Origin of the sequence: Fontivita pretiosa (genome assembly GCF_050410795.1) — a bacterium.
In the GTDB taxonomy this organism is placed as follows: domain Bacteria; phylum Planctomycetota; class Phycisphaerae; order Tepidisphaerales; family Tepidisphaeraceae; genus Fontivita; species Fontivita pretiosa.
The window spans coordinates 3,040,138-3,059,252 of record NZ_CP191258.1; the positions used below are offsets into that span (position 1 = coordinate 3,040,138).

Genomic DNA, 19,115 nt, shown 5'->3' on the forward strand with positions numbered 1-19,115 from the left:
TCGCCGGCGTGTTCATGGGATAGCAGGCGCGCACGAAAACTGGCTGAGGTGCGGCGCATGTTCGTCCGGTCCAGTTAGCAGGGCGCACAGTAGAGGCAGGGATTCTGAACGGCTGCTACGGGTCTGTTAGCACACAGAACCCGAGCCGGTGCCGTAGGCGCGATGCGTCAACTTGATAAAGAAAACCTCGCTGCCACCGGCCCAAGAGCCGGCGTTCGGTCCCCAGCGAGTGACCCAACGTCGGCAGGATATCCGGGCTAGGCACTGTCTGAAAACAGTAGTTTGAGATACCGGCGGATCATCGCCAACTGCAGCATTCCATGGAAATGCACGGCCAGCTTCTCGAACCGCGTTCCGATGCGCCGGAACTCCTTGAGCCAGCCGACGCACTGCTCGGCCACGCAGCGGCCGCGGTAGGCCCAGCGGTCGAACCACACCGCCGGGTCATGTCGCGCCAGCTCATTTTCCCTGTGCGGAATCACCGGCTCGATCTTCTGCTCGGCCAGCCAGTCGCGCACGCGCTGCACGCTGTATCCTTTGTCGCCGGCGAGCTTGCGGGGCTTGTGGCGACGCTTGCGTTTCTTTCGTCGTCGGCCGATCAGCGTCGCGATCGCCTCTGCGATGACCGATTCGGCGCGCGTCGATTCGTGGACTTGCCCGGCGGTGACTTCGATGGCAAGCGGAGTGCCCGCACCGTCAGTGACCACGTGGAATTTGGAGCCAAACCCGCCTCGCGAGCGGCCCAGTGCGTGGTCGGCGGGTTCGTCGGGGTGCCGTCGGCAACTTTTTTGTCAGCCCCGGCCGCAGCGCGGGCGGCGCGGACGGATGACCCGTCCACGCACCACAGTTCCCAGTCGATGTATCCCTGGTTGTCGAGCTTGACCTGCAGCGTCTCGATGATGCGGGCAAAGACGCCGCTTTTTCGCCACTTGCGAAAGTGGTCGTACACGGTCTGCCAGGGGCCGAAGCGTTCGGGCAGATCGCGCCAAGGCGCGCCGGTACAGAGAATCCAGAAAATACCGTTGAGCAGCGTTCGTCGATCGCGAGCCGGGCGTCCGGTTCGGGCCGTGCTCCGCGGCAGATGCGGCTCGACCAACGCCCATTGCTCGTCCGTCAGCTCGTGGCGTTTCATGAGTGGCGACCTCCATGTCGTCACGGCAGTGTATGCGAATTCGGAGTTTTCAGACAGAGCCTAGGCAAAATAGCAAAAGAAAAATTTATCCAAACGTAGTTTTATTTCGCCAATTACGGCTATGTCTCCAAAAATGGCGCCAATGAAGGACTTGCGCATCGTCTTTGATGGTTCACATCGCTGCGCAATTCCGCACGCCCCTCGGCATTCGTGATTGGCCAGCCCGTGAGCGTAAATATGCTCGTCGAATGAGCACTTATCCCTCCTGGTTCTGAGCCGATGAACGGAGTAGAGTTCCCCGACGATCCCCTGGGGCTGGGCCTTGCGTGGAGTGATTCCCGATCACGACTATACCACGGTATAGATTCGTGAGCAACCATTGCTGAAGAGACGCGCCAAGGACGGTGCCAAGCCCGCGGCCAGCGGCGCCGCGCGGGACAAAGCGGGGCGCTCCACGCGCGCACGCCCGCCCAAGCCCCGGCCCGGTCCCGCGCCGGCTGCCTCCAAGCCCAGCGCGTCCTCAGTGCCCAGCCCGGACGCCCCCAAGCCAGTTCACGACCTGATCCCCGATCATCGCCTACCCAGCTCGCCCGAGGCCCAGGCAGAGGCGCTGCTGGCCAAGGCGGGCGTTGAGCGGAAGCAGACGGCGGCGATCGCCACGGCGAAGAGCCGGCTCAATCCCACCATGCCCGCCGGCGGCGGCGAGAACACTGAAGTGCGCATCATCGAGAGCCTGGCCGACCCCAGACAGCGGCCCCTCACGATCGAGCAGCGGTGCGAGCGGCTGGGGATCTCGCGAAGCACCTGGTACAGGCACATGGAGGATCCGCTGTTTCGCGCCCGGGCGACGGCGGCCTGGCGGGAGTGCTGCCGGGACCGCCTTGGGCAAGTGATGGAGGCGCTGCTCAACAGCGCGATCATCGTGGGCCGCGAGGGGCATCAGGACCGCAAGCTGCTGCTGGAGCTGCTGGGGGAATACACGCCCGGCCTGAAGGTTGAGGGCGAGCAGCGGCCCGACGCCGGCACGCGCGGGGCGCTTGAGGACTGCAGCGACGAGCAGCTTTTGCTGCTGTTTGAGGGCAAGGTGCACCTTCTGCCGCCCGGCGTGCAGCGCCGCCTGGGGCATGAAGTCCCACCGCCGGACGAGCCTGAGAGTCAAAAAACGCGCGGCGGCCCGGAGGCCGCCGCGACGAGTATGGCCGGGGTGGGGGGGAACCCCGGCCGGGGATCATGAGCGGATGGACTATACCAGGGTAAAGATAACCACGCAAGAAAAAAAAGGAGCAACGGGACATGGCACGCAAGCACAGCCACCAGACGGCGCCGGCGAACAGCGTGCGGCGCGACGCGCGCGTGGACCGGATCGGGTTCGTGAAGGAGGTCGCCGCCCAGTACATCGAGGGCGCCGATGGCCTGAAGGCACGAGTGAAGGCGGGCATGAAGCCCGGCGAGCGGGTCGAGGGAGACTACTTCTTCGGCCGGCTGGATGCGTCCACCAGCACCAGCATCTCGGCCGCGGGCGTCGTGAAGCTGTACGACGCGGGCCAGCTCACGCGCCCTCAGCTCGTCAGCCTCATCGGGTCGATCAACGCCGAGCAGGCGCGACGGCTCATTGACCCGCAGACGCTCGAAAAGCTGACCACCAGGCGGGCGGGCACGCCCCGCTTGGTCGTCGATCGGTTGCCGGGCGTCCAGGGCGAGCTGGTTGACTGGATCAAGCGTCTGAGCGACGCGATCACGGCCGGCAGGGGCGAAGAACCAAGAGTCGCGGCATGAACGGGCCGAGGCGATGCCGAGAATGAAAACAACGCTGGCGGCATCCTTTGACGTGCGATCGGTGAGCTGCACGGCTCGGCGGGTTGTCGAGTTCGCGGTGCTCGACACGGACACAGGGCCGCAGGCGCTGATGCCTGGCGATTGGGTGGTGACGATCGGCGGCGGCGATGGCAGGCCGTCGATCCAGATGGCCTTCAGGAACGCGGACTTCCAGCGGCTGTTCATGCCGGTCACTTCTTCGGCAGCGGCAATCGCCGCGGCGCCGGTCGAGCAACTCGTGCCCGACGCGATCCCGCCGGCGCCGCCGCGCCCGGTGGGCCTGGTCGGCCAGAACCTGGCCGGGTGGCTGCGACAGAAGACGGTCGAGGAACAGGAGCCGAACCGCCGCGTGGCTTGACGCGATGGACGTGCAAAAGGATCCGTCGTTCCCGCGCGGATCCGCAAAGCCAGCAGAGGGGCTGGGGAGTCCCACAACCTGTGCAGCTCGAACAACTCGATGAACAGGCCCGCGGGATGTGGACCTGCTTCCACCACGATCGCACCAACCTGACCGCCTTGAACGCCCTGAGCCTGATCTACCTGCCGCTGGCGCGGCGAGCGGCTCACAGTGAGGCGTGCGGCCCGACCGGGCGGCGCCACCGCATCATCGAGGCCTGCGACCTTGATGACCTGGAGCAGCTCGGGTTTCTGGCCCTGCGGAAGCTGATCGCCAGTTATCGTCCCGATCGCAACGGCGGGTCGTTCGTGAAGTACGCCAGTCCCATCATGCGGCTGCGGATCAAGGCCGAGGCGCGCGTGTACGCCTTCCTGGGCCGCCGCGGATGCGCGCACGTTGTCAAGTGCTCGATCGACGACGAACAAGAGCAGGACCGCATCGGCGCCCTGGCCGCCGACGACGAGCCTGGATCGCTGGACATGGAGGATCGTGACTTTTTGGATTGGCTGTGCGGCCGGCTGGGTTGCAAGCTGGGCCGCGTGTTTGTCAGCCGGTTTCTGCTCGGCATGAACGCCGCGCAGATCGCCGATGAGATGGGAGTCAGTGTGTCGGCGGTGTCGATCTGGATTCATCGTAAGATCCTGCCGATGGTGCACAGCCTCTGCCGGGAGCACGCCCCGGCGGACCAGAGGACGCGGCTGCATCATCTGGCCAGGGCACGAGTCCCGATCAAGAAGAACGGGGCTGGGAATCCTCAAAGGGCCGCCTGATGTCGATCGTGCTGTCGGCCGACGAGCGGGCCGAGATCCTGCAACTGGCGTGGCGCCAGCAGGTGTGCGAAAAGCACCGCCGGCTGCGGCCCGCCGACTACTACAACCCTCACCACGGCGGGCAGCTCCAGTTCCATAAAGCGCCCCACACCGTGCGCTGCCTGTTTCCCGGCAACGGCTTTGGCAAGACCACGGCCGCCGGCGTCGAGGTCAACTGGTGGGTCACCCACTCGCACCCGTGGCAGCAGATCCCCAGGCGCCCGCTGATCGTGATCTGGTGCTGCGAGACCTTCAAGCAGTTCAAGATCCTGCGCACCCAGCTCGAAGAGCAATGCTTCGACCGGCCCTTCCGGTTCAACAAGGGGGACAATCTCTACAGCTTCGAGGGCGGCCCGTTCCCCGGCTCGCAAATGTTTCTGGTCAGCGGCGACGCGAGCTGGACGCACGTGCAGGGGATCAACCCGGACCTGGTCATCTTCGACGAAGAACCGCCCGAGGCGCTGTGGAACGAGATGAAGATGCGGCGCCGCGGCCTGCGCAAGACGCGATACTGCTTCGCCGCCACCGCCACCCGAGGCATGACCTGGATGTACCGCGACCTGTACGTGCCGTGGCTCAAGCACCACGCCGATCAGGGCCTGGACGAGCTGGCGGCCATGTGCGCGCAGACCCACCCGACGCTGTGGGTCTGGCCGCGCGGGGGCATCGACTCCAACCCCGGCGCCGATCGCGGGGATCGCGCCTGGTATCACAGCCAGACGTTCAACAGCGATGCTGAGCGCAGCGTGCGGCTGGGCGGCGGGTTTGCCGACTTCTCGGGCACGCCGGTGTTCGACCTGTTCGCCCTGGAGCAGCAGCTCAAGAACCTCCAGGACGGCCAAGTGGGGGCATTCGTCCATGTGCCGGCGAAGAATGCCGACGATAAGCGCGCGATCACGATCACGGACAGGAGTACCGGCAAAACGGCGCGGATGCTGCTGGTGTTCGCAGCCTGCGGCGTCACTGACAAGGGGCGCGTGACGATCTTCAAGCGACCGATCCCCGGACACAAGTACGTGATCGGGCACGACTCGGCCTACGGGCTGCGCGACGGCGACTTCGATGCCGCCGTGGTGCTGGATCGGATGACCGGCGAGCAGGTTGCCGAGGCGTACGGCCGCTGGGGTCCAAGCTGGGCCGAGCAGCTCTTGGGGCTGGCCTGGCACTACAACCAGGCGTTCCTGTGCGGCGAGCGGCAGGTCGGGCTGTTCGCGATGCGCCGGCTCTTCGACGACTTCGGCTACACGTACCAGTACATGCGACGCGACGAACAGAAACGCGACCGCGACCAGAGCCAGGACCTGGGGCATCACCGGCTTAAGGGCGACTTGACCATCCCGCGCCTGAGGCGCGCGATCGCGCCGCGCGACATCCACGGCCGCCTGGCCGAGCCGCAGATCATCATTCGCTCACGCGAGCTGCACCGCCAACTCGTGAAGTTTCAGTTCCGGCCGCGGCTGAAAACGATGGAGCTTCACGAAGCGCACGATGAGGATCTGGAGTACGGGGCGCCCACCGGCGATCACGACGACCTGGTCTTCGCCGCCGGCTACGCACAGATGGCCCTGCACGAGGTCGATAAGGTGAACGCGCCTGAAGTGGAGTACCCCGAAGGCTCCGCCGGCGAGGTGTTCGGGATCAGGCAGAAGTTTTACCCCGCACCAAAGCAAAGCGACCCGTTCGCGCAAGACGATAAGTGAGCGGAGGATGGTCACATGGACGTGCTTGAACCACTGGCGTGCCGCGCGGCGATCGGCGTGGGCTGGGTCGTTCTTGTCGCCGGGGCGATTCACCTGCTGAATCTCTACAAGGCCCGGCGCCGTTCCCGCGGCTGACGCACAACCGGGGGCTGTGGCGAGGTAGCCACCGTGCTCGATCTCACACCCGATGCCGTCATGCAGGAAATCCGCGCCTCGGAAGAGCTGCGACGGCGCATCACCGCCAACACTTCGACCCTGGTGCGGCGCTACGTGGGCAACTGGTACAGGTCGGATCAGCGATCCGGTCGCCCGCGCCCCGAGAACATGATCTTCAACTTCGTCGCCGCGATGCTCGGCGACGTGTGCTTCGACAACCCCGCCGTGGCGGTCAGCGCCAAGCGCTCGATCACGCACAAGCCAATCGCCCGGTACATGCAGATGGGGATCAACGGCTGGATCAGGGACGTGCAGCTCCGCACCGAGCTGGAGCTTTTGTGCCTGGACATGTTCTTCAGCTTCGGCTGCGCCCTGGTGACGCTGGAACCCCGCGGCGACTACAGCGGAACGAAGATGGGTGTGGGCGGCCGGTTCAACATGGAGGCCCTCACGCCGGCGATGCTGCGAATCCCGCCGGCCAACGTCATCATCGACAGTCAGTGCGACCTGCCGGCCGGCCTGGGGGCGCGGCTGCTGGGGCACATGTACCAGCGCGACCTGACCGACCTGCAGGGGGACGAGCGTTACGACCAGCAGATCGTCGATCGGCTGACCGCCGACGACGAGCGGCGGATCGGGCGCTACCCTTCCGAGCAGGCCTTCCGCGACAGCTCCAAGAGCGCAAATCAGAACATGCGGGGGCGCGTCACGCTGTACGACCTGTACTTCCCCGAGACACGACAGATCGGCACGCTGGCCCTGCACAACGACGGCAGGGCAGGCTGGATCCGTCCGCTGGCTCCGTACAAGGGACCGCGGGAGGGCCCGTACGTGCTGTTCGGCGTGTACCTCGTGCCCGACCAGGTCTATCCGCTTTCGCCCGTGGCCGCGATGGCGGAGCAGGACCAGGAGCTTAACGCCCACGCGGCCGCGGCGGCGCGCGAGGCGGCGACGGCCAAGAACCTCGTGCTGGTCTCGGCCGACCAGACCGAGCTGGCGGCACAGATCGAGAACGCGCCGATGAACGCGGTGCTGAAGGTCAAGGGCTTAAACGGGCAGAACGTCATTCCACTGGCGATCGGCGGCACGACCGAGCAGCGCCTGGCGTACCTGAACCTGCTGCTTCAGCGCACCGACCGCAACAGCGGCCAGAGCGAGGCCGCGCGCGGCCGCGCACAGGGCGTGACGGCGACCGAGGCAAGCCTGGCCGACGCCAGCCGCGACGTGCGCAGCGAGTTCATCCACCTCAAGTTCCGCGATGCGGTGAAGGACGCGCTAACTCGCGTGGGGTGGTACTTCTTCAACGACCCGGCGGTCGTCGCGCCGGTGAGCTTCACCGATCCGGCGACGGGCATCGAGACGGAGGGGATTTTCCTGGGCGGCGTGCAGCCCGGCCAGCAGGACATGGACTGGAGCCAGTTCTTCCTGGAGATCGAGCCAATGAGCATGCGCCGGGTCGATCCTCAGCAGCAGCAGCAGACCGCGACGCTGGTGCTCAACACCGCCATGACCATCGGGCCGGCGGTGCTGCAGATGCCCTACATCAACTGGGTGGAGATCCTGGACCTGCTGGGCGAGGCGTACAACATCCCCGACTTTTCGAGGCTCGTGTTCAACGCGGCGGGGCTGCAGCTCATCCAGGAAGGCCTGATCGCCGGGCCGATGCCGGGATTGAACGCGCAGCTACCGGGGCTGTTGCCCGCAAACGCGGCATCGCCGATGCGCCTGGCGGCCCAGGGCGCGCCGGTTGCCTTGGCGAATCTGAAGCCCCAAGGGTTGAATCCCCCGGGCGCGGCCGCAGGAGGGGCAAGCGGCCCGACGGCGGCCGGCGCCGCCCGATTCGGCCGGCCAGCTCGTGCAGCAGCGTGAGCATCATGGAACTGGGGGGCAAACTGCCGGCGGCGCGGGCGGCTGCCGCGCGCCGCCGGCAGGTTTCACCGATGAGCATCACTCAACCGCGCCGGCAGCGCCCTCGCCGCCGTCGTCGGGGGCGGTAGGGTCCGGGACTGGTTCAGGGTCGATCGACCCGGTGCGCAGGTAGCGCTGAATCGTGTCCCACTTCTCGTTGGTCGTCGCCGCCGCCTGGTCCTGCGTGACCCGCGCCTGGGCGGCCGTCGCCTGAGCGACGGCGACCTGCGCGTCGGCCTCGCGCACAGCGTCTCCGGCGGCCCGCTCGGCGCGCAGCGCCTCCTCCAGCTCGTCGCCGATCCGGTCGAGCACATCCGGGTCCAGCGGCGGTCGCTGGGTGCTCTGCTCCGCCATCGCTCCTGTCAAATGCCTGGCCATGATGCCTCCTTGTGGTGATAAAGCTCTGCATCCCCCGGGCGACATAGCCCGTGGTATAGACGATGCGGATGGTACGTCATCGCCTTGGGGCTGCAAGATCTTCCGTCGGCAGGGTCGCACGAGCTCACGGCGGACTATGGCGCGGTACAGATGACGCAGGCAACCGTGCAGCCAAGCCAACAGCTCCATCACTGACCCCCGTTCGTGGCTGCCGGCGCGGGGACGAGCACATTCAGGCCGGCGTTGACCACGTCGCGCCAGGCGTCGGCTTCGCGCTTGCCTTCGTGCTTCGAGCGGTAGTGGTTGAAACGGTCGATCTGACCCTGCGTGACCCGGATCTTCTTCTCGATCAGCCTGGGGGGAGCGATCTGCATGGCGTCCTGAGCGCCGCCGGCCGTCCGTGGTTCGGACATGAACAACTCCGCGCCTGAACAGGCGGCCGAGCGGATCGGGGGCGGCTCGGCCGCGGCACAGCCCCGTGGTGGGCCAGAGATTACCCCGGCATCTGCAGCGACGCCAGCGCCCAGGGTCGCAAGGACGCGCGCACTGCGGCACATTACCCGATGTCGGGGATGTGCCGACGTACGAGTTTCGGTGTCAGGACTGCGGGCACACAGAAGAGCGCCGCATCAGCATCAGGCAAGCTCCGGCCGTTGGGTCGCGACACCCCTGCCCTGGATGCTCGCGCAACAGTCTTCTCCGCGTCATCAGCGTGCCCACCTTCGCCGACGCCGCTCTGCGAACGTCGATCGAAGGCTATCCCTACCTCTCTCGGCGCCATCAGGGGCTGAAGGGATGCAGGGAGAACGCTGAGGGACACCCGATCATCGAGTCGCCGGCACACGAGCGCGAAGTCGCCGCCATGAATGGACTCGTGCGCGAGTGACTTGGCCCAATGAAGCGTGCCGGCGATCGCGGACCCCGGCAGGGGCAACCCGCCGCCGGCGGGGAGTGCCCCGACATGGCCGACCAGACCACCGGCGGCAGTGCCGCCGCGGCAGTAGCGGATGCGCCGCCAGCGAGCGGCGTGGACAAGGACTCCACGACAGTATCTGGGCGTGGAGACCTCAGCAGCGGGTCGAACGACCGCAATACGGCCTCTCACCCTTCACCACAGCGCTCAAGCGCTGGAGACAAGGCAGCCAACACAGCCCCGGCTGCATCGCTCCATCGGGAAGCGTTCGAGCGGCTGGTGAAGGGTGAGCGGCCGGATGCGGTCAACAAGGCCCTGTTCGCGCCGAAGCAGCAGCCCAGTTCCGCAAGGCCGATGCAGCGGCGCGACGCTGCCGATGGATCGACGGCCCAGACGCAAGCCCACGAGAGCGCCGACGACGCCGCCAAGCCGCAACCCGCAAAGTCCGATCGTGGCCAGAGCCAGAGCCAGAGCCTGGCCTGGAAGTTCGGATACCCGGACGGCACCAGCGACGCCGACGTGCAGGTGCTCAAGCGGGCGCACATGGATCCGGAGACCTGGGAAGCGATCCCGCCCTCCAACAGGGTGAAGATCCTCAAAGGGTTGAAGGAGACGCAGGCCCACGCCGATCGCGAGGAAACTCGACGACGGCAGCAGGCCGGCAAGGGCGGCGACGGCAAGCCAGGGAAGGCTGCCGCCGCCGGCACCACGCAGACGCCACCCGACAAAGAGGTCTCCACGGCGCCATACGGCCGCGGGGACCTGGGCCAGGACGCGGCAACCTCTGGCGGCGGTGAGGGCGACCAGGTGATCGAGATCGACGCCGACGGCGTGAGGCCGGCCGGATCGACAGCTCGATTGACGGCGGACAAATCGCAGCACCCCGGCGGGCAACCGCCCGCCGAGGACGCGGCGGCGAGCATGGCCGACCAGGTCGCATCCTTCATCGACCCCAAAGACCTCGAAACCCTGCAGCTTGTCGGTGGAGATGAGTTTGCGCAGACGCTGACGCGCACCACGCAGCGAGTGGTCAGCCACTTCGCCCGGCGCGAGGCGCAGCAGCAAGAGCAGATTGGCCAGCTTCTGAGCGTCGGCGAGTTTCTGCTGAGCGAGTACGTCGAGAACCAGTTCAACCGCGGCCTGGACCTGCTGGAACAGCTCCCCGGCCTGGAGAACATCCGCGACGAATCCCGCCAGAAGGAGCGCGAGGCGCTGAGAAAGAAGGCCGACCTGCTTCACCGGGCCGCCGGCGACCCGCGAAGCTACTCCTACGTGGAGGCGATGCAGGACGCGGCGGCAAGTCTGTTCAAAACGAACATCCACCAGACCGCTCAAGCGAGGCTCTTGACGGCTCGGACGCAGTCACTGAGGGGAACTCCCGCGGCGCTGCAACAGAGGCGCGGCGGCCAAGCCAGGCCACTCACCACCAGGGAACGCAACGCGGCGATCTTCGCCGAGCTGCAGCGTGGGGCTACGCCCGAAGAGGCAAGGGCCATCGTTGACGGTCGCTGACAAACCGGGGAAGCCGCCGCTTCGCAAGGCGGCGGGGACTCCAAGCGAGGTCAACCATGTCCGCAGACGGGACCGCACTGCCTGATTTCGCCGACTTCGTGTTGGCGACCAAGGCGCACAAGATCACCCCGACGACGGAGATCCTGAACGAGTGCGCCAAGCGCACGTACTTTCTGGCCCTGATGCTCAAGGGGCGGGGCAACGACGAAGTTGTCCAGACCGGCTCGAAGATCATCGACCAGATCCAGCTCAAGAAGATGAACAACGCCGGGTTCTACCGGCCCAACCAGAACCTGCAGCCGCGGGGCGTGGACACGCTTACGCAGATCGCCGCGCCGTGGCGCTTCCACCAGGGCAACTACGGGTGGACCAACGAGCAGGTCAGGCTCAACATGGCGGCGGGGGGTAACCCCGTTGACATCTACACTCGCCTCAAGACCACCTGGGAGCAGGCCTGCGTTCTGGACATCTGGGACTCGATGGAGTCGGCGCTGTGGGACACGCCCGACCCGGCCGAGATGGAGGCCGACGGCGGCCTGCTGCCCTATTCCATCCCGACGTTCCTCACCGCCGACGGCCTGGCGCCGGCGGGCTTTACCACGGTGATGACCGTCAATCCCGCGACCGAGCCGCGCTGGCGCAACCAGACCGACACGTTCGACTGGTCGGTCGGCACCGCCGCCGCGACGGCCGACGTGTTCTACCAGGCCTTTGACCGCATGTGGCGCAAGCTCCGCTGGAAGCGGATCCGCGGCTTCAACTCCGAGACCGGCTCCCCGGGGACGGACTTTGACAAGGTCAAGATCGTCACCAACCAGGAGGGCGTGAACGGCTATCTGGGCGTGCTGCGCGCCAGCAACGACCGCCTTCGCGCCAACCCGCGCGGGCGGGCCGACGTGGGCTGGGCGACCGACGAGGCCAGCTTCAACAACATCGAGATCATCGACGTGGAAGAGCTGGACGCGGGCAACAGCCCGACCGTCACGGCCGGCGCGCCGCCGTTCTACTGGCTGAACTTCGACTACCTGTTCCCGGTGTACCACGGGGACACGTTCATGGAGGAAGTGGGGCCTCTGCGCGGCAGCGTGAATCAGCCCTTCTCCTGGGCCGTGTACAAGAACACGTACTACAACGTGTTCTGCCGCAGCCGGCGGCGACAGGGCCTGATCCAGACCACGGCATGATCCGCCTGAACCGCTCCTGTGAACCGCGAGCCGGCGGACCTGCCTTCCTTCCCGCCGGCCGCGGCTCACGGCGGGCGATTCGGTGATTCGATCAGTCCGACGACAATTCAGCCGCCCGATGCCGCCGGCCCGACGGCGCACAGGCGCAAGCGGGGGCTGTGGAAAGACGAGCAGAGTCATGCTTCACAACGGAATCCAGTTCTTCGGCGACTCGTTTGAGGCCGAGAAGATCACGGTCAGGAACGTGATGGCCACGGCCACCGTCGCCAACGGCGTGTACGCGCTGGACGTGACGGCCAGCGACAGCGACACGTCGGGCGCGGCCGACCCTGTCCGCGCCGCGGCGGGCAACATAGTGGCGGTTTCCACCGCCAACCTGGGCACGGTCCTGGTCATCACCCCCAAGCCCATCAAGCCGGGCGAGGTCGGCGAGGCGATCGTGCGCGGGCCGGCCAAGGTTCTGGTCAACGGCACCACCGACATCGCCAAGGGCGACCGCCTCAAGGCGTCCAACGGCTCGGCCGTGCTGACCAAGGCCAGCTCCGCCGCGGGCAGCACCGACATCGGCGTGGCCTGCGCCCGCGAGGCCTTCACGACCGACGGCGACGGCACGATCAGGGTGTTCTTCGACGGGATCTGCTTCAACAAGGTCATCAACGGCGCGACGACCTGATCGGCCCGCTGCCGCCTGACCGACGGGAGAAGGGGCCGGCGGAATCCGCAGCCCGCCGCGCCCCTCTTTCCGGTTATCTGCTCACACGGAGGGCCAGACTGTGGCTCAGTTCAGCCTCACGTTCCAGCAGCTCAAGAACGAAGCCCAGCACGCCATCGGCGGCACGCCGGATTCGCTGGTCACGCTCGATTCGCTGGTCAACGGCGCCCTGGAGCACTTCTGCCAGGTCCATCCCTGGCAGTGGCGCATCGTTCTGGCCACGCTCAACACGGTCGGCGGAGTCGGCGAGATCGACCTGCCAGCCGACTTCGGCGAGCTGATCGATCTGGTGGGCTTCCAGCTCAAGCTCACCGCCGTGCGCAAGGCGTCGCATCAGACCGTGGTGCGCGTACGCGTGCACGGGCTGAGCAGCGATCAGAGCCTGGTGTACTACCTGGGGCAGAAGGCGCAGGCGACCCCCGGCACGGTGCCGGTCCGCCAGCTCGTCATCGCGCCGGTGCCGACCACCAGCACGACCAACGCGCTGTATCTGACCTACCGCAGGCTGATCCCCACACTCACGAACAACACCGACGTGCCGGCGGTCCCTTACGGCATGTTCGAGCTGCTGCGCTGGCTGGTACGCGGATGGGCCAGGATGCAGACGACCGGCGACGGGGGCGCCGACATGATGCAGTTCCAGCGGATGCTGCCCGACTACATCGCCGCGGATGCGGTCGCCGACAGCCCCAGGCAAGGCGCGATGATCGACGCGGTGAATGAGCTGGAACCCGACGGCATCTTCACGCTGGCACCGCATACCGAGATCGCGATGCCCGGAGATCCGTGACATGGCACACCCTGGCGAGAAAAAGATCCTGTTCAACTTTCCGCTCAAGGGGCGCGACCGCGGTCTGGCCAACGCCAACCAGCGCCCGGGCACGACGCGCGATGCTCTGAACGTGCTGCCTTGGGACGCGACGCAGAACCGCGCCCGCGGCGGCCAGCGCTCGGGTCTTTCCAAACTCTTCACTGGTCAGCTTGTCGGCCGCGTGACGGGAATCCATCAGATCGTCGGCATCGATCCCGGTGGGACCGGGTCAACGGGCGTGTTCACCGAGACCTTCAGCTACTCCGACGGCAACCTGGAGACCGTCTCGGGCGCCGCGTGGTTGATCTACAGCGACACTCAGGGCTCCTCGGCTGTCGGCAGCGGCATCAACGTCAGCAGCAGCGACGCCTTCTGGACGCAGCCCGGCTCGGGCACGCAACTGCGCTCCGCTTTCCGCGCACTGAGCAACCCTCCCATCCCGGCGGTGTACGAAGCGTCGGCCACGGTAACGTTCACGGGCAGCCGCAACGCATCGTCTGCCGCCTGGTTCGGGTTCAGCTTCGACACCGGGACCGGCACGACCGATGGGTTCAGGGTCAACTTCGGCACGCACTTCGGGCTGTTTGACGGGGAGTTTGCAGCGTCGATCACGATCACCGACTGGAACGAGGGCACGACGAACGTGAATCTGGGCACGCAGCTTACGTTCGGCGTGCAGTACACGCTGAAGGTGCGGATCGAGGAGGACGGCACGGTCCGGGCCTACATCGATGGCGTGGAGAAGGCCAGCCGCACCAACTGCATCGAGCCGGGCGCCAGCGGCTACGCGCGGCTGGGGATCTACGGCCGCACCAACAACAGCTCGTCGGTCCGATGCAACGACGTGAGCTTCGTGGAATCGACGATTGTGGAACCGTCGCGGGTCAGCAAGCTGCTGGTTACCACTAGGAACGTGTACCTGGGAACGACCAGCGGCGTCTCGCTGATCGGCTCAAACCAATTGAGCGGCCAGAAGCCCGCGATCACCGACCTGTTCGGCAAGGCGTACATCGTTGACGGCACGAACACCAAGGTCGTCGATGTCAATGCCGCCACGATTGCCAACCTGACGGCCGACCCGGGCAAGGGATCCGTGCCGACCGGATGCAGGATCGCAGTCACCTGGCGCGGGCGGCTGGTGCTCGCGGCGCCGGACTCAAATCCGCAGAACATCTTCATGAGCCGCGCCGGCACGCCGACCGACTGGCTCTACGGCCAGACCGACGAGCTGAGCGCCTGGGAGCTGAACGCATCCGCCGCGGGCAGGATCGGCCAGCCAGTCCTGGCCCTGGTCCCCTGGCGCGACGACGTGCTGGTGATCGGCTGCGACCACTCGCTGTACGCGCTGCAGGGTGACCCGGCGGCCAGCTCGGGCCAGGTCATCACCCTCAGCGAGTCGATCGGCATCCTCCAGCACGCCGCCACGTGCATCGCGCCCGACGGGACGATCTACTTCGTGGGCACCGGCGGGTTCTTCCGCATGGCCGCGGTGGGCGAGCCGCAGAACCTTTCCAAGGGGCGGGAGGACAACTTTTTCGCGAATATCAACCGCAAAACCCATTACTGCGAGCTGGAGTACGACCGCGACCGGCACCAGGTGTGGATCTTCGTGACGCAGATGGCCGGCGGCGCCAGCACGCACATGGTCTACGACGTGCGGACGGACTCCTTCTGGCCGCAGCAGCTCCCCGCCGCGCACGGCCCCCTGTGCGCGCTGGTCTACGACGGCGATGGACCAACCGACCGCTTCCTGCTGCTGGGCGGACGCGACGGGTACGTGCGAAGGCTGGACCCCGCCGTCAACAGCGATGACGGCGCGGCGATCAGCAGCCAGTGCCTGATAGGCCCGGTGCAACCCGAAGGAGACTTCGGCGAGTTCGTTATCAACGAGTGGATGGCCGTCACCGGCGGGGGCACGACGAACCTAGTGGTGCAGGTGCTGGTCGGCGAGAGCGCCGAGACCGCCGCAGCGGCCGCGCCGACGACGCTGGCCACGTACGCGACCGCTGGCAGGCAGCCACGCAACTTCACGCGGTTCAGAGCCAACACCTACTTCGTAAAGCTGAGCAACTCGATGCTGGACAAGACCTGGTCCTTCGAGTCGCTCCAGGCGATCGGCTTTGCCGGCGGGATTGTCCGGTAGACGCGCAGACCCGAGTGCGCAAACACGAACGGGGTTGTGACAGGGCGATGGCTCGTGGCGATTGGCGACCGCAACGCCAATCAGGACGGACGGCAGCGGCGTGCGATCGGCGCGCTGCTCAGGAAAGGCGCGCTCAGCGAGAGCGTCGGGCCGGCAGCGGTCAGCGGCACGGTGGACGGGGTGAACGCCGACTTTGCGCTGGCCGATGCTCCGGTGGACGGATCGTTGATGGTGTTCGTCAACGGCCTGCTGATGAGTGAGGGCAGCGGCGAGGACTACGTGCTGGCCGGGCAGACCATCACGTTCCAACCCGGAGCGATCCCTCAGAGCGGCGACAAGATCCGGGTCTTCTACCGGCGGCAGACCTGATCCCGCTGGACCTGTTGAGAGCTACACAAATGGCAGCGACACGAGTGAGGACGCAGAACATCGGCGACGCGGAGGTGCGCACCGCGGACATTCAGGATGGGGCCGTCACCTACGCCAAGATCCAGGACGTGTCGGCGACCGACCGGCTGTTGGGCCGCCAAAGCGCCGGCGCGGGCAACGTCGAGGAGATTGTCTGCACCGCGGCGGGCCGCGCGCTGCTGGACGACCCCGACGCCGCCGCCCAGCGCACGACGCTGGGCTTGGGCACGATCGCCACGCAGAGCGCCAATAACGTCGTCATCACCGGCGGCTCGATCGCCGGCATTGCGGACCTGGCGCTGGCCGACGGAGGCACCGGGGCGTCGCTGGTCGATCCCAACGACGACCGGATGCTCTTCTGGGACGAATCGGCCGGCTCGGTGGCGTTCCTGGACAACGGCAACGGCCTGGTCATCAGCGGCACGACTATTTCGGCGCAGGTGCAAATCCCGATCCTCCCGGACGCTGGCGGCATTGGCCTCAGGTACGACAACGACTCCATCAAGCTGGACGGCTCGAACCAGATCGAGCTGCGCAAATTCCGCGATGAGAGCAGCGACCCCGGCTCACCGGCCGAGGGAGAGGTGTGGAACCACACGACCGACAAACTGTTCAAGGGTCGCAGCGTGTTCGGCAATGCCACTTTCGTCACGAACATCTTCGAGGGGGTGGGGGATGGGTCCGGCGTGGACCTGGTTGGTGCCTCCACCACCTCCGAAGTGACCTTCACGCGATCGGGTGTGAACGTGAGCTACACCATTGCGGCCAACTCGCTGCAGGCCGGGCAGGTGTTCAGGATCACAGTTTTCGGGCGGTTCAACACGGGCACGGCCACGTCCGTGCGGCTTCGCGTAAGACTGGGCGGCACGGGCGGCGCAGTGATCTGGGATTCAGACAGCTTCAACCCCTTTTCGACCTCGGGCGCGCAGAGCAACATCCCGTTCGGCTGCATCGCGATGTTCCGCATCCAGACCGTCGGCACCGGCGGCACGGGTCGATCGGGCTGCTACGGCTTCGTCGGGGCGGCGCTGACTCCGACGCTTGGCGTGCAATCCTTCAACACCACCACCGCGCTGACCGTGACGGTGACGATTCAGTACGGCGCGAGCCACGCGAACAATCTGGCTTTCATCAACCAGTTCACGATCGAGCCGATGGGCAACAACCCCTGAGCCGATAAACTCCGACACGCCGCCGCGCCTCCCGGTCGCGGCCGGATGACAATGAGAAGCGGGCTGTAGAGAGCGACGGCGGGCGTGGCTTTCATGATTCAGGGAAGCGGAGGCAGCGGTGGCATTCCGCAGATCAGCGGTCCGGCGCGTTTCGTGAACGGCCGACCAGCCAACGACACCGCGCGGCAGCTCGTGGCGCTGGGCTTTGACCCGTCCAGCGGACAGGGGTACGGGCAGTTTCTGGCCAATCTCCAACAGCAGCAGACAAGCAGTGGCGGCGGCCAGCTTACCGACACCGAGAAGCAGGCGATCAGCGCGCACCAGAAGAACCAGCAGACCGCCAACGAGCAGGAGAAGGCCCGGTTCGAGAAGATGATGGGCCTGGCGGAGCAGTTCGGCGCCGGCCAGACGATGCGCAACGAGCAGCTCAGGCGCCAGGAACTGGCCGCCGGCACGTCGGACCTGATCAACCGGGGGCTGTACAACAGCTCGGGGGCGCTGGCGGTGCGGGAAAATGCCAACAACGCCTTCGCGCAGCGCAGCGCCGACATCGCCGACCGGCAGATCGGCATGCAGCTCGGGATTCTGGGGGATGTGCAGACGCGCGGGCCGGACATGGGCTTGATCGCTCAGCTCTTCGGGCAGAAGCGCGCCGACGTGGCCCTGCCGCTGCTGCAGCAGTCGCCGGTCACTCTCTTTCCCACCGCCAGCAGCGGCGCCGCCGGCTCGACGCAGGTGGTCGCCGGCGGCAAGAAGAAGCGCAAAGCCGCGTGACCCGACGCGGAGCACTCAAGGGGCTGTAGAAAGCGATCGGCCGTGCCGATCGTGCTCAGCTACGACGACCCGGCCTTGGTTGCCACGCTGGCCAGCGGCGCGGCCCGCTACGCACAGAATCAGGACCAGCTCGATCTGGCCCTGCGTTACGCCTCGCTCAACCGCGGGGGCAGCACGCGCTACAACTTTCCCCCCGACTGGCACGACATCGGCTCGGCCGACCGCGCGCCGCAGGGCCAGCCAGCCGACCAGATGGTCGCCGTGCAAGAGACCGACGCACTGGGGCGGATCTTCAACACCTGGAAGCCCGCATCGGTGGTCGCGACCGAAGCCAAGAGCGGCAATGCGCAGGGCTACATGCTCCCTCAGCAGCGGCGGCTGATGGAGTACGTCGATCAGATGGAGGCCGGCGGGCACGTCGGACCCGACGAAGCCATCCGCATGCGCGCCCGCATCACCACGGGCGAGAATCCCTTCGCCGATCCGACCGTCAACGAGCAAATCCGCACCAGGGCCAGTCAGAAAGGGGAGTTGACGCCGTACCAGCAGGCATCGATCGCCTTGCAGGCCGAGCGACTTGCCAACAGCGAGGAGCAGACCCGCTACCGCCAGAAGCGCGACGGCATCCTGCAACAGATCCGCCAGCAGAAGGACATCGAAAAGGACTTCACCAGATCGCTGGACGAGCGGAACAAGGCCAAGGAGAAGATCAGCCAGCTCACCGACGAGCTGCTGAGCCTGGGCAACGAGCCGGCGCCGGAGAGTGGAAGCGGCGTCATCGACTGGTTGCAGCGCGTAGCCACCGGGCAGAGTCCGCCAAGCGACGGCGCCGGCTCGACGAGCGTGCAGCCGGCGCAGCAGCAGCGGCCACAGTCGCGCGCTGTGAAGAACGCCGACGGCACGATTCAGCAGATCGGGCCGGACGGACGCGAGATGAGCCGGCTCACGCCCTCGGGTGTCGATCCGCACCCCTATCCATTCGACCTGGCGGCCAAAACGCGGGACGCCAGCCAGAGCAACGATCGCGGCGATCAGCTCGTGACGCTGCCCGACGGTGGCGCGGTCCTGCGCGCCCGCGACGGGTCGAATCTCCGCACCTTCAGCCGGGACGAGATTCTCGACCTGGTGCGCAAATACGGCTCGGCCGCGGCGGCGCGGCAGGCGGTGCTCAACGGACAGGAGCGCTGACCG

18 protein-coding genes and 1 pseudogene are annotated in these 19,115 nt (G+C 66.7%); 16 read left to right on the plus strand and 3 right to left on the minus strand.

The features are described 5' to 3' along the window. Positions 1-257: 257 nt before the first annotated feature. Positions 258-1,132, minus strand: a pseudogene (locus tag ACQS5P_RS12260) (IS5 family transposase). A 379-nt stretch (positions 1,133-1,511) separates the two neighbouring features. On the opposite strand from ACQS5P_RS12260, the gene ACQS5P_RS12265 reads away from it, so the two are divergent. The 6 genes from ACQS5P_RS12265 (at position 1,512) to ACQS5P_RS12290 (ending at position 7,878) form a co-directional block, all read left to right on the plus strand. After that, positions 1,512-2,366 carry a hypothetical protein gene (locus ACQS5P_RS12265; RefSeq protein WP_428936904.1) on the plus strand — a complete coding sequence of 285 codons (855 nt, stop codon included), beginning with the start codon at positions 1,512-1,514 and terminating at the stop codon, positions 2,364-2,366. Positions 2,367-2,425: 59 nt separating this feature from the next. Next, entirely contained in the window at positions 2,426-2,908 is a 483-nt protein-coding gene (locus ACQS5P_RS12270) for a hypothetical protein (RefSeq protein WP_428936905.1), read from the plus strand. A 22-nt stretch (positions 2,909-2,930) separates the two neighbouring features. After that, positions 2,931-3,305 carry a hypothetical protein gene (locus ACQS5P_RS12275; protein WP_428936906.1) on the plus strand — a complete coding sequence of 125 codons (375 nt, stop codon included), beginning with the start codon at positions 2,931-2,933 and terminating at the stop codon, positions 3,303-3,305. Between the two features lie 80 nt (positions 3,306-3,385). After that, on the plus strand, positions 3,386-4,114 hold the full coding sequence (locus tag ACQS5P_RS12280; protein ID WP_428936907.1) for a sigma-70 family RNA polymerase sigma factor: 729 nt from the start codon (positions 3,386-3,388) through the stop codon (positions 4,112-4,114). Further along, complete coding sequence (locus tag ACQS5P_RS12285) at positions 4,114-5,853, plus strand: hypothetical protein (RefSeq protein ID WP_428936908.1); 1,740 nt, start codon at positions 4,114-4,116, stop codon at positions 5,851-5,853. The genes ACQS5P_RS12280 and ACQS5P_RS12285 overlap by 1 nt, the downstream gene beginning before the upstream one ends. 168 nt (positions 5,854-6,021) lie before the next feature. Continuing rightward, positions 6,022-7,878 carry a hypothetical protein gene (locus tag ACQS5P_RS12290; protein WP_428936909.1) on the plus strand — a complete coding sequence of 619 codons (1,857 nt, stop codon included), beginning with the start codon at positions 6,022-6,024 and terminating at the stop codon, positions 7,876-7,878. Positions 7,879-7,956: 78 nt separating this feature from the next. On the opposite strand, the gene ACQS5P_RS12295 is transcribed toward ACQS5P_RS12290, so the two are convergent. Together ACQS5P_RS12295 and ACQS5P_RS12300 are read right to left on the minus strand one after the other, a co-directional pair. Further along, positions 7,957-8,295, minus strand: coding sequence for a hypothetical protein (locus ACQS5P_RS12295; protein ID WP_428936910.1), 339 nt, complete (start codon positions 8,293-8,295; stop codon positions 7,957-7,959). A 188-nt stretch (positions 8,296-8,483) separates the two neighbouring features. Next, the gene (locus tag ACQS5P_RS12300) at positions 8,484-8,708 is read right to left on the minus strand and encodes a hypothetical protein (protein ID WP_428936911.1); all 225 of its coding nucleotides are present in this window, start codon (positions 8,706-8,708) and stop codon (positions 8,484-8,486) included. Positions 8,709-8,869: 161 nt separating this feature from the next. On the opposite strand from ACQS5P_RS12300, the gene ACQS5P_RS12305 reads away from it, so the two are divergent. The 10 genes from ACQS5P_RS12305 to ACQS5P_RS12350 all read left to right on the plus strand — a co-directional run bounded on the left by ACQS5P_RS12305 (position 8,870) and on the right by ACQS5P_RS12350 (position 19,112). Then, entirely contained in the window at positions 8,870-9,181 is a 312-nt protein-coding gene (locus ACQS5P_RS12305) for an FmdB family zinc ribbon protein (protein WP_428936912.1), read from the plus strand. Between the two features lie 9 nt (positions 9,182-9,190). Then, positions 9,191-10,720: a hypothetical protein gene (locus ACQS5P_RS12310; RefSeq protein WP_428936913.1), complete on the plus strand. Its 1,530-nt coding sequence runs from the start codon at positions 9,191-9,193 to the stop codon at positions 10,718-10,720. 56 nt (positions 10,721-10,776) lie between these two features. Beyond that, the gene (locus ACQS5P_RS12315) at positions 10,777-11,904 is read left to right on the plus strand and encodes a phage major capsid protein (RefSeq protein WP_428936914.1); all 1,128 of its coding nucleotides are present in this window, start codon (positions 10,777-10,779) and stop codon (positions 11,902-11,904) included. Between the two features lie 178 nt (positions 11,905-12,082). Further along, positions 12,083-12,577: a hypothetical protein gene (locus tag ACQS5P_RS12320; RefSeq protein WP_428936915.1), complete on the plus strand. Its 495-nt coding sequence runs from the start codon at positions 12,083-12,085 to the stop codon at positions 12,575-12,577. Positions 12,578-12,677: 100 nt separating this feature from the next. After that, positions 12,678-13,406, plus strand: a complete 729-nt coding sequence (locus tag ACQS5P_RS12325; protein ID WP_428936916.1) for a hypothetical protein — start codon at positions 12,678-12,680, stop codon at positions 13,404-13,406. A gap of 1 nt (position 13,407) precedes the next feature. Further along, the gene (locus ACQS5P_RS12330) at positions 13,408-15,570 is read left to right on the plus strand and encodes a hypothetical protein (protein WP_428936917.1); all 2,163 of its coding nucleotides are present in this window, start codon (positions 13,408-13,410) and stop codon (positions 15,568-15,570) included. A 36-nt stretch (positions 15,571-15,606) separates the two neighbouring features. Next, positions 15,607-15,939 (plus strand): hypothetical protein, encoded by a 333-nt coding sequence (locus ACQS5P_RS12335; protein ID WP_428936918.1) that lies wholly within the window; start codon positions 15,607-15,609, stop codon positions 15,937-15,939. Between the two features lie 29 nt (positions 15,940-15,968). Beyond that, positions 15,969-17,150: a hypothetical protein gene (locus tag ACQS5P_RS12340; protein WP_428936919.1), complete on the plus strand. Its 1,182-nt coding sequence runs from the start codon at positions 15,969-15,971 to the stop codon at positions 17,148-17,150. A gap of 84 nt (positions 17,151-17,234) precedes the next feature. Then, the gene (locus tag ACQS5P_RS12345; protein WP_428936920.1) at positions 17,235-17,924 is read left to right on the plus strand and encodes a hypothetical protein; all 690 of its coding nucleotides are present in this window, start codon (positions 17,235-17,237) and stop codon (positions 17,922-17,924) included. Between the two features lie 42 nt (positions 17,925-17,966). Further along, positions 17,967-19,112, plus strand: a complete 1,146-nt coding sequence (locus ACQS5P_RS12350) for a hypothetical protein (RefSeq protein ID WP_428936921.1) — start codon at positions 17,967-17,969, stop codon at positions 19,110-19,112. The last annotated feature ends 3 nt before the right edge of the window (positions 19,113-19,115 follow it).

What these genes read in the sequence shown, in the direction of transcription:
- ACQS5P_RS12295 (WP_428936910.1), bottom strand. Translation starts at nt 8,295, where the DNA reads ATGGCCAGGCATTTGACAGGAGCGATGGCGGAGCAGAGCACCCAGCGA.
- ACQS5P_RS12340 (WP_428936919.1), top strand. Translation starts at nt 15,969, where the DNA reads ATGGCAGCGACACGAGTGAGGACGCAGAACATCGGCGACGCGGAGGTG.
- ACQS5P_RS12315 (WP_428936914.1), top strand. Translation starts at nt 10,777, where the DNA reads ATGTCCGCAGACGGGACCGCACTGCCTGATTTCGCCGACTTCGTGTTG.
- ACQS5P_RS12285 (WP_428936908.1), top strand. Translation starts at nt 4,114, where the DNA reads ATGTCGATCGTGCTGTCGGCCGACGAGCGGGCCGAGATCCTGCAACTG.
- ACQS5P_RS12320 (WP_428936915.1), top strand. Translation starts at nt 12,083, where the DNA reads ATGCTTCACAACGGAATCCAGTTCTTCGGCGACTCGTTTGAGGCCGAG.
- ACQS5P_RS12275 (WP_428936906.1), top strand. Translation starts at nt 2,931, where the DNA reads ATGAAAACAACGCTGGCGGCATCCTTTGACGTGCGATCGGTGAGCTGC.
- ACQS5P_RS12300 (WP_428936911.1), bottom strand. Translation starts at nt 8,708, where the DNA reads ATGTCCGAACCACGGACGGCCGGCGGCGCTCAGGACGCCATGCAGATC.
- ACQS5P_RS12310 (WP_428936913.1), top strand. Translation starts at nt 9,191, where the DNA reads ATGAAGCGTGCCGGCGATCGCGGACCCCGGCAGGGGCAACCCGCCGCC.
- ACQS5P_RS12270 (WP_428936905.1), top strand. Translation starts at nt 2,426, where the DNA reads ATGGCACGCAAGCACAGCCACCAGACGGCGCCGGCGAACAGCGTGCGG.
- ACQS5P_RS12330 (WP_428936917.1), top strand. Translation starts at nt 13,408, where the DNA reads ATGGCACACCCTGGCGAGAAAAAGATCCTGTTCAACTTTCCGCTCAAG.